General features: G+C 47.9%; 8 protein-coding genes. 2 read left to right on the plus strand and 6 right to left on the minus strand.

Annotation, left to right across the window (positions count from 1 at the left end; genetic code table 11):
- Genes KVT36_RS30090 through KVT36_RS30100 form a run of 3 tightly spaced genes read right to left on the minus strand, consistent with a single transcriptional unit; the run spans nucleotide 1 to nucleotide 2,948 of the window.
- A complete protein-coding gene (locus KVT36_RS30090) occupies nucleotides 1–1,503 on the minus strand; it encodes a phage tail sheath C-terminal domain-containing protein (RefSeq protein WP_217607134.1) in 1,503 nt (500 codons plus the stop codon).
- A 19-nt stretch (nucleotides 1,504–1,522) separates the two neighbouring features.
- Complete coding sequence (locus KVT36_RS30095; RefSeq protein WP_217607135.1) at nucleotides 1,523–2,347, minus strand: hypothetical protein; 825 nt, start codon at nucleotides 2,345–2,347, stop codon at nucleotides 1,523–1,525.
- 28 nt (nucleotides 2,348–2,375) lie between these two features.
- Nucleotides 2,376–2,948, minus strand: a complete 573-nt coding sequence (locus KVT36_RS30100; RefSeq protein ID WP_217607136.1) for a DUF4255 domain-containing protein — start codon at nucleotides 2,946–2,948, stop codon at nucleotides 2,376–2,378.
- A gap of 313 nt (nucleotides 2,949–3,261) precedes the next feature.
- On the opposite strand from KVT36_RS30100, the gene KVT36_RS30105 reads away from it, so the two are divergent.
- A complete protein-coding gene (locus tag KVT36_RS30105) occupies nucleotides 3,262–5,208 on the plus strand; it encodes a glycosyl hydrolase family 18 protein (protein WP_217607137.1) in 1,947 nt (648 codons plus the stop codon).
- Here KVT36_RS30105 and KVT36_RS30110 read toward each other — a convergent pair.
- Complete coding sequence (locus tag KVT36_RS30110) at nucleotides 5,205–6,083, minus strand: carbohydrate kinase (protein ID WP_217607138.1); 879 nt, start codon at nucleotides 6,081–6,083, stop codon at nucleotides 5,205–5,207. The genes KVT36_RS30105 and KVT36_RS30110 overlap by 4 nt on opposite strands.
- A 100-nt stretch (nucleotides 6,084–6,183) precedes the next feature.
- Here KVT36_RS30110 and KVT36_RS30115 point away from each other — a divergent pair, with 100 nt between their 5' ends.
- Entirely contained in the window at nucleotides 6,184–6,567 is a 384-nt protein-coding gene (locus KVT36_RS30115; RefSeq protein WP_254640263.1) for a nuclear transport factor 2 family protein, read from the plus strand.
- Nucleotides 6,568–6,594: 27 nt separating this feature from the next.
- On the opposite strand, the gene KVT36_RS30120 is transcribed toward KVT36_RS30115, so the two are convergent.
- Both KVT36_RS30120 and KVT36_RS30125 read right to left on the minus strand, forming a co-directional pair.
- Nucleotides 6,595–7,980 carry an MFS transporter gene (locus KVT36_RS30120; RefSeq protein ID WP_217607139.1) on the minus strand — a complete coding sequence of 462 codons (1,386 nt, stop codon included), beginning with the start codon at nucleotides 7,978–7,980 and terminating at the stop codon, nucleotides 6,595–6,597.
- The coding region (locus KVT36_RS30125; protein ID WP_305858846.1) for a glycosyl hydrolase family 65 protein at nucleotides 7,977–9,291 on the minus strand (1,315 nt) is incomplete at its 5' end. The genes KVT36_RS30125 and KVT36_RS30120, both read right to left, overlap by 4 nt.

Here is a 9,291-nt window from a genome sequence, read left to right on the forward strand (position 1 = left end):
TTAGCTTTGTTGCATTTGCTGCTGGAAAGTGATGACGATAAATTCCGCAGGACGGCTTAAAGCTACTTTCACCGTTACCAGCATAACGCCGTCGAGGATGTCCTGCGGGGTCATAGTGGCGCCTAAGCCTACCTGTACGTCAAATGCCTGGCCTGGTGCTGCACCGGCCAGCGCGCCCTGTTTCCAGAGGTTTTCCAGGAAGTTGCTGATCATGGTTTTCAGCGAGATCCAGGTGGCTGCATCATTGGGCTCAAATACATAAGTGCGGGCGGCCAGCTTCACAGACTGCTCAATCATAATCAGCGTACGGCGCACGTTAATGTAACGCCAGTCCAGGCTGTTACCGTCCAATGTTCTGGCGCCCCATACCAGTGTACCTACACCTGGGAAAGGACGGATCACATTGATGGATTTACCGGCAATAATATCTACGTTCAGGCTTTGCTGCTCTTCGTTAGAGATATTTACAGAGGGTGCATTCACCAGGCTTACGGATACATTGGCCGGCGCTTTCCATACACCACGGCTACTATCTACCGTTGTGTAAATGCCTGCCATGGCGCCACTGGGGGGCAGCTCATTCAGCAGGCCGCGGATCTCTTCCAGTATATGCACATACGTAGGGCTGGCTGCCTTCAGGGACTGGTGATAATTCTTTTTCGTACTGCTGTCGGGGTTAGTACTTTCTTTAAACTTCTTTACAATGATGGTGGCGGCAGGTTCCGGCAACAGAGTTTCCAGGTCTACGGATGCATCCAGGTTCTCATAACTTAGCTCGTCCGGCTGTACTACAGCGGTTTTCAGCCAGGGATAATAAGCGGCGCCATAGTTCAGGAAGTTGATGCCTATTTTTTCACGGAAGGCGGTCACAATCGTATCGGTAGTATCTGCCGGTAATTGTTTTACCAGGTCAAAAACACCAAAGCGGCTTTGCATACCGGCGCAATGGTTCAGCACCTGTGTATAAATAGTGGTATAACAGTCCTCACCCAGTGCTATGGCATCCGGTATTACTACCAGGGTTGGCTCCGGTTCTTTTTCCAGTAAGGTGAACACGTTAGGTTTGGAATCTGAGCCAATAAAATCATCGGCGCTGATATCAAATCCATCGGGTTTATCTTCATAGGTGCCTACCGATACAATGTAACAAGTGCTGCCCCCATTGGCGTAAAACAGGCGGATGCTGCTGTACAGGTATGCAATGTTCTTGTCATTGATCTTTACAATGGATGCTTTGCCATTGATGCGGAAAGTTTCCTGTTTCACTTTTGGATCCGGCTCTGCCAGGGTGAACTTAGGTTTAAAGCTGCTGCCGAAATTTTCCAGGTATTCTGCAAAGGAAGTGATCCTGGTGGGCTTGTGGACCAATGATTTCCCGTTCCGTTCCGCCTTTTGCGTATACCCGATAAATACGGGAACGGCGGTTGCCACGGCAGTTATGGAACTGGGAAACGCGTTCTTTTCCTCAATGTAAACCCCGGGGGTCATGAGTGTTGAAGCCATTTGTGTGGTTTTTTTGAGATTAGTATAAAAATATTTCTGCGTATTCAAACCCGCTTTCATAAAAGGCAGCGGCCGCATTGGAAATCCGGCCCGTTTCCGGCGCCGGCAATGCGGATATGATCACTTTATATTTATCATCGCCGGCAGTGGAATAGTCTACCAGCTGAAAAACGGTTTTGTTTGCATTCCCTAATGGTACAGGGATCTGAGATATAAATACGGGCACTTCGCCCTTGTCCGGCAAAGTAACCAATTGTGGCACACCGAAGTAGCCGTTTCCGTTAGTACTGATCACGGCAGGCCGGGAAAGCGCCTGCAATCCTTCACTCATTAAAAAATAGCACCAACGGCTGGCCCTGGCAGAAAAGCGGATCTGATAAGACGACTGCAGCTTTTCATCTATCTGCAATGCTATTCTTCCAAAGGGCTTTGTAAAAAACTGTTCCTGCAAGGTATTTACCGCCCGCAGGTCCTGTGTGCTTACATAGCCGGCCCGGTGTAACACACCTTCGGCAGACTGCGCATCATTACTGAAAAAGAAAACTGTGCTGGTAATATCCGGCACATTCACCTGGGTATAGTTATAGAACAGATGATCTGTAAGGAACAGATCAAACTCCAACGTGAAATTTTCTTTCAGCACAACATCCCTGCTACGCTGGTTCCCCGCCTGCTGCGCACCATACAGCAACATAAAACCATCCCGCAGTGGTTTGAATATCAAACCATGCCGGAGCAGGTTTTGTGCTGCGGATGCGGTTGCACGCGCTTTGATCCCATCGTAACCGGGGCCTGTGAAAAAAGTATGACGGTAAAATACAGCGGTTAATATTTCATATCTCACCTGTATTTGTTTCCGGGCTTGAGTTTGGTTATGCAGGCCCTACGCGTCCTTCTGTACCGGTGACGGAAGGCCTGTATTCCTTTATAATGGAATCATCAAATGATAACATACGGATCTTGTACACAACAGAAGGCATATACTTAGCTCCCAGTGTGGTCCATATATTGTTCAGCTTATCTGCCCCGGGACTTTCCATCTCAAAGATCAGCTTCCCGATGCGGGGATCCATTGAGGGAGTATTGGCCCGGGTAAAAACATTCTTAGATTGAAAGTAAGCGACTACAAAGGATAGAAACCTGAGAGCTTCATGATAATTGGCACTGCTGAAATAGGCGGAAAACAACACATATAAATTGATATTCACAGCGGAGGCTGTGTTCGGGATAGTTACGCCCGGAACGGCTCCGGCGCTGCTTTTACCAACAGTGTCTTTCTCTACATTCAACAATGTGACAACAATCTTATTCTCTCCTTGTATTGCTATAGAACCATCCTGGTTCACAATACCGGATAAGATCACTTTTTCTTCGTTTGTTTGTAGCTTTCTTTTAAAGTTGTTATTAATTTCTTCTGTAATGCAGATCAAGGTCTCATAGATCATTCATTTAATTTTCTGTCTAAAATGACAGCTAGGTAAGGTAGATTGTTAAGTTAAAGTTGTAATTTGGTTACGTTGAGTTATTAGGGCTGCAGTCCTATTAAATAATTATTCCACACACAAGATAGTCGCTAAAAATTTAAATAAAAATTTTTCTTTAAAATTTTATTCTCGTATTTTTTATATACACTACAGCCCTATGTGCTCCCTCAGAAAATTAACCGGTTTCCTGTTTGTATTTATTATACTTAATATATGCGTTCCTTATGCCTATGGTCAAAAACTTCATATACCCGATAAGGTTAGCAAGCCTGAAATGCCTAAGGACACCGCTGTTAAGGCTAAACTGATCAGGAAGATACTGAACGCATTTAAGTTCACAAAGAATGCAAGAGCGCGCGAACAGGAACGCGTGATCAGCATCATTAACCAGATACTGGCGGATTCGCTGGTAGTAACTGCGCATGATATACAGCTGCTGAATGAACAGCTGTCTAAAACAGAGAACCAGCATTTTGATTCCCTGGTGGTGCTTATAGGCACCATGGGAAGCTGCTGCCGCGTACCGCCTCCGCCTAAAGACACGGTACCTGTAAAAAAAGATACGGCAGCTGCATCGCCGGAGAATGACCTTAACTCACTGGTAAATAAAATGCTGCCCATCCTGCAACAGAAAACAGACCTGGCAGATGCAGAGAAAGCCAAGCAGGAGCAGTTAAAAACCATCCGCGCTATTTACGGACGCCCGGGCGATAAAGTAGACACGCTGCGCGTGAACGACAGCACCGGCATACGCTATACCCTTAACCTTACCCAAAAGGTGAACGTGATGGGCATTCATCCCTACTGGATGGAGGATAAATACCTGAACTATAATTTCAGTGCGCTCACCACCTTCAGCTTTCTAGGATATACAGTAGATGGCATAACGGGAAGGCTAAAAGCCAGCTTTAATGCAGACAGTCTGAAAGCCCTGGAAGCAGCCAGCGCAGCGGGTTGCAGTATTCAGCTGATCATATCCGACAAAAGCGCTGCCAACATATCATCCCTGTTACAGCATGAAGATGTGCAGCTGATATTTGCAGATACGCTGGCGGGCTTATTGGAACAAAAACATGCCAGGGGAGTAACCATTTATTTCCAACAGGTAAATAAAAAACAACGGCAGGCTTTTACTGATTTTATACAGCTGCTGTATAGCCATTTGCATAGCTTTAATGCCGGGTATACCGTGAACGTAGTGGTGCCTGCATTTGATAAAGAGCTGGCGTATGACCTGCAGGCGCTGAATGCTTCCGTTACTTTTTTCCTGATAGATCTTACCCGTGCCAGTGGCAACATAGCCGGCGCGCTTGCGCCGCTGAAAGGCAGCCCCGCACAGTCTATTGACGCTTCGGTTTCCCGCTACCTGCAGCGCGATATTCCGCCGGCCAAGTTTGTGCTGCTGTTACCTTATTATGGCGCAGTGTGGAAGAAAGGCACAAACGGCAAACCGGATGGCTTTAGTAATTACATCAGCTATCATGATATTAAAAGGCGTTACCCCTCAGATACCATTGCTATGTATGATGAGATTGCGGAATCGGCTTTTATTGAAGAAAAAAATGATGTTGGTGATGTGACCTCGGAAATATGGTTTGATGATGCCAGCACCCTGGGGCCTAAATATGATTATGTATTAAACAATAACCTGGGCGGCGTGGCGCTGTGGACACTGGGTGCAGACGACGGTTACGCCGACCTGTGGGATGAGCTGAGCGCAAAATTTGTAGTGCCGGACACTGTGTTCCTGGATACCATAAGGCTTACCCCTCCCCTGCCCGTGCACCTTACCTTCTGGCAAAAAATAAAACGTGAGCTGAATGCTTACCGCCGTATGTTCCGCGACCCCTGCAGCGTAAAAACAACCGACTATGTGGGCGAAACCTATTTTATGTATGCCGCCATCTTACTTTTTGGACTGGTAGTAACGCTTACTGTTTTCTACATTGGCGGCATACGTGATAACGGCGATGGATGGGAACTCAAAAAGAAAGTGCTGATACTATTAATAGTGCTGGTGAACCTGTTTATTATTACTGCAGCTATGGCAATCTTCCTCAGTAAAAAATTGCCCTGGCTGGGTATCAGCGATAATCCTGCGCAATGCCATAGCGTGCCGCTGAATACTTTACTGATCATCCTGGCCATTGGTTTTGCAGTGGGCATTGTAGCTACCCGTTTTCTGCTGCTGCCCTTACTGCAAAGAGATGAAGTGCCTTAAGCTTCCATAAGGGCGGTTATTTCCCCCAGGCTGTATGGCGGGCAGCCGCCGGAGCGCGATGCCACCAATGCGCCGGTGGCATTGGCAATGGTTAAACATTCCTCCGGTGTGCGGCCTTTGATTAAACTACTGAGAAAGCCTGCCAGGAATGCATCTCCGCTGCCAATGGTATCTGCTACTTTTACACGGAAGCCGGGATGCGTATAAAAACGATCATTCATATACAGCAACGCACCACTGGCGCCCATGGTAACAACAATGGTGTGAATATTAAACTGGCGGGCAATAATGCGTACTTGTTCCTCAGCTGTGGAGAAAGCGCCATACCAGCTGCTGATGAGCTGCAGCTCTGCCTGGTTTAATTTTAAGATGTCGCACTGCCCCAGCAGCTCTTTAATATGTTCCGGGCTATAGTGCGGAGGGCGCAGGTTAATATCCAGCACCTTTTTTATTTTCCAGTTCAATAACTTTTGTAATGTGCTGCGCGATACATTATTCCGCGCTGCCAGGCTGCCAAATACCAGGTATTGCGCCTGCTGCAGCAAGGTGCCCAATGCCGGCTGCCATTCAATAAAATCCCAGGCCACGGGAAACAGTATGTTATACTGTACATCATGCTCACCAATGGGCTGCGCCAGCACTTTGCCGGTGGGCTGCAGCGCATCCTGCTGCACGTAATCAGTTGTGACGCCGTTGTCTTTTAGCAGTGTGAGCAGCCGTTCACCGTAATTATCTTTTCCCACTTTTGAGATCACCGCTACCTGCTGTCCCTGCTTCTGCAGGTGGTAAGCAGCATTCATGGGCGCCCCACCGGGCAATTCCTTCTGTGGAAGCACATCCCACAGCATTTCGCCAAAACATATAATATTATACATAAGTATGAAGTTATTAAAAAGTGTACATGATAACTACACCGTACTTTAAATATATGGCCGTAGTTTTGTGTTATTATTATCATCATAAAAACCACTCACCATGACAACAGCAACTTCCACCATGACCACGAGGGCTATCGCCGCCCGCCTGGCAGAGCTTTGCAGGAAAGGTGATTTTGAAACTGCGCAGAAAGAATTGTATGCAAAAGATGCAGTAAGCATTGAACCGTATGCTACGGATGATTTTGAAAAGGAAACAAAGGGATTAGATGAGATATTAGAGAAGGGAGAAAAATTTCAGTCGATGGTTGAAGCCATACACGGACCCGTTGACATCAGCGACCCCATTTTTGCAGAGAACAGTTTTGCTTTTTCTATGACCATGGACATGACCATGAAACAAAAGGGGCGCATGAAAATGTCTGAGCTTTGTGTGTACGAGGTAAAGGACGGAAAAATTATATCAGAACAATTCTTCATGTAGTAACGCAGGATTCACCCCGCATTCATATCACAGCGCCCGTGCAGCATCTGTACGGGTGCTTTTTATTTTCAGCAGGGGGCGCTCCCCATCCTTTACAGATAATACCGCTATTGCCCCGCACAACATACACCCCCCTGCCATGGTGAGCGCAAAAATGGCCTGGCCGCCGAAAATATATTTCACGATCAAACCACCTAATAAACCATTTACAATTTGCGGAAAGGTGATGAAGAAATTAAAGATACCCATGTACACGCCCATTTTTTGTACCGGCAATACGCTGGACAACATGGCATACGGCATAGAGAGGATGCTTCCCCAGGCCAGCCCGATACCGATCATAGGGCAGATGAGCCAACCCGGTGTATGAATAAAATAGATCCATATGAGGCTGATACCGCCCAATGCCAGGGATAATGCATGCGTGGTTTTGCGGCTGGTTAAACGTACCAGCATGGGTAAACATAACGCATATACGGCGGAGACACCATTGTAAATACCAAAAAGGAAAGATACCTGGTTACCTGCATCTGCAAACTTCACTGAAGAGGTGTCGCCCGGCAATACCTGGTACACATGCTGCGCTATAGCCGGCGTAGTGAACACCCACATAGAGAACAGCGCAAACCATGAAAAAAACTGCACCAGTCCCAGCTGCCGCATGGCCAGGGGCATGTTAGCAAAATCCTTGATGATAACAGTAAGGCCTTTAGCGGTATTGCGCTCCGGCTCTTCCGGGTTAAAGCGGGCATGTTCTTGCGGTGAATATTCGCGGGTGGTGAAGATGGTCCATAAAATAGCGCCGGCCAATACCGCTGCGCCTATATAAAAAGAGTAACGCACATTATCCGGTACAGCACCCGGAGCAGCGGTTTTGGCAATATGCCCGTATTCCGCCAGCAGGTAAGGCAGCCAGGAGCCTGCCACTGCGCCTATGCCTATTAAAAATGTTTGTACGGAAAAACCGGTGCTGCGTTGTGCATCCGGCAGGTTATCAGCCACCAGCGCACGGAAAGGTTCCATGGCTACGTTAATAGATGCATCCATGATCATGAGCATACCGGCGCCTATTAAGATGGGCGGCAGCAAGGCGGTGATAACACCGGCATTGGGCAATAATACCAATGCCAATGCAGCGGCCAGCGCGCCAAACAGGAAGTAGGGCTTACGGCGTCCCAGGCGGTTCCAGGTACGGTCGCTGAAATGACCGATAATGGGTTGCACGATCATGCCGGTAAGCGGTGCTGCCAGCCAGAATAACGACAAATGCTCCACATCTGCCCCAAAGGTTTGCAGGATACGGGAGGCATTGCCATTTTGCAGGGCAAAACCGAATTGTATACCTAAAAAACCTACGCTCATGTTCCATATTTGCGGTAAACGAAGCGCAGGTTTTAGTGATGCTGTACTCATGAGGAGAGGTGTTGATAATTCGCAATTGTAATTGAATCCTGTGGTTTTACAATGTACGCAGTATCGTGAATGTACACGCTTATTTCCTTATCTGACTGATTGAAAATATTTACGCCGTGCTTATCTACCTGCACTTTTAAAAGGGCGCCGCGGAAGCGGATCTTAAAGGCAAAGGATTGCCATTTAGCCGGCAGGAAAGGCGCCAGGTGCAGGTGACCGCTGCGTACGCGCATACCGGCAAAACCTTCCACCACGCTCATCCAGGTACCGGCCATGGAAGTAATATGCAAACCGTCTTCCGTATCATTATTATAATCGTCCAGGTCCAGGCGGGAAGTGCGCAGGTAAAATTCGTAGGCGCGCTGCTCATCGCCCAGCTTTGCTGCAATAATAGCATGCACGCAGGGTGAGAGGGAGCTTTCATGCACCGTGCGCGGCTCATAAAAGTCAAAGTTGCGGCGCAGGGTATCTTCATCAAAACGCTCTTCCAGGAAATATAATCCCTGCAGTACATCTGCCTGTTTAATAAAACAGGAGCGCAAAATACGGTCCCAGCTCCAATGCTGGTTCAGCGGTCGTTGTGCGGGGTCCAGGTCTTTGGCTAAGATCTGTTCTTTATCCAGGTAACCATCCTGCTGCAGGAAAATGCCCAGCGTTTCATCTGCCGGGTAATACAGGTTTTGGATGATATGCTGCCACTGGGCTGTTTCTTCCTTTGCACGGAATTTTGTAGCTGCAATAACGGCGGTTACCTTTTCCGGCCACTGGCGCTGCACTGTATGCAGCGCATCCAGCGTATATTCCAGGCACCAGCCGGCCATGGTGCTGGTATACCAGTTATTGTTTACGTTGTTCTCATATTCATTAGGGCCTGTTACGCCCAGCATTACATACTGGTCGCGGGCGCTGCTCCAGCTCACCCGCTGCGCCCAGAAGCGTGCAATAGCGATCAATACTTCCAGGCCGTAGTCTGCCAGGTATGTTGTATCACCGGTGTAGCGGGTGTAATTATAAATGGCAAATGCAACAGCGGCATTGCGGTGAATTTCATCAAATGTAATTTCCCATTCATTATGGCGCTCCTCCCCGTTCATGGTCACCATGGGATACAATGCAGCGCCGTTGCTGAAACCCAGCTTGGCGGCATTTTCAATGGCTTTGGGCAGATGATTGTAACGATACAGCAACAGGTTACGCGCTACCTGCGGATCGGCCGTGGCCAGGTAAAAAGGAATGCAGTAGGCTTCTGTATCCCAATAAGATGCACCGCCGTATATTTCTCCGGGATAACCTTTGGGGCCAATGTTCAGG

The sequence above is a fragment of the Chitinophaga sp. GbtcB8 genome (genome assembly GCF_019091455.1).
GTDB lineage: Bacteria > Bacteroidota > Bacteroidia > Chitinophagales > Chitinophagaceae > Chitinophaga.

Coding starts and splice junctions, on each gene's coding strand:
- KVT36_RS30090 (WP_217607134.1), bottom strand. CDS start 1,503: ATGGCTTCAACACTCATGACCCCCGGGGTTTACATTGAGGAAAAGAAC.
- KVT36_RS30100 (WP_217607136.1), bottom strand. CDS start 2,948: ATGATCTATGAGACCTTGATCTGCATTACAGAAGAAATTAATAACAAC.
- KVT36_RS30105 (WP_217607137.1), top strand. CDS start 3,262: ATGCCTAAGGACACCGCTGTTAAGGCTAAACTGATCAGGAAGATACTG.
- KVT36_RS30110 (WP_217607138.1), bottom strand. CDS start 6,083: ATGTATAATATTATATGTTTTGGCGAAATGCTGTGGGATGTGCTTCCA.
- KVT36_RS30115 (WP_254640263.1), top strand. CDS start 6,184: ATGACAACAGCAACTTCCACCATGACCACGAGGGCTATCGCCGCCCGC.
- KVT36_RS30120 (WP_217607139.1), bottom strand. CDS start 7,980: ATGAGTACAGCATCACTAAAACCTGCGCTTCGTTTACCGCAAATATGG.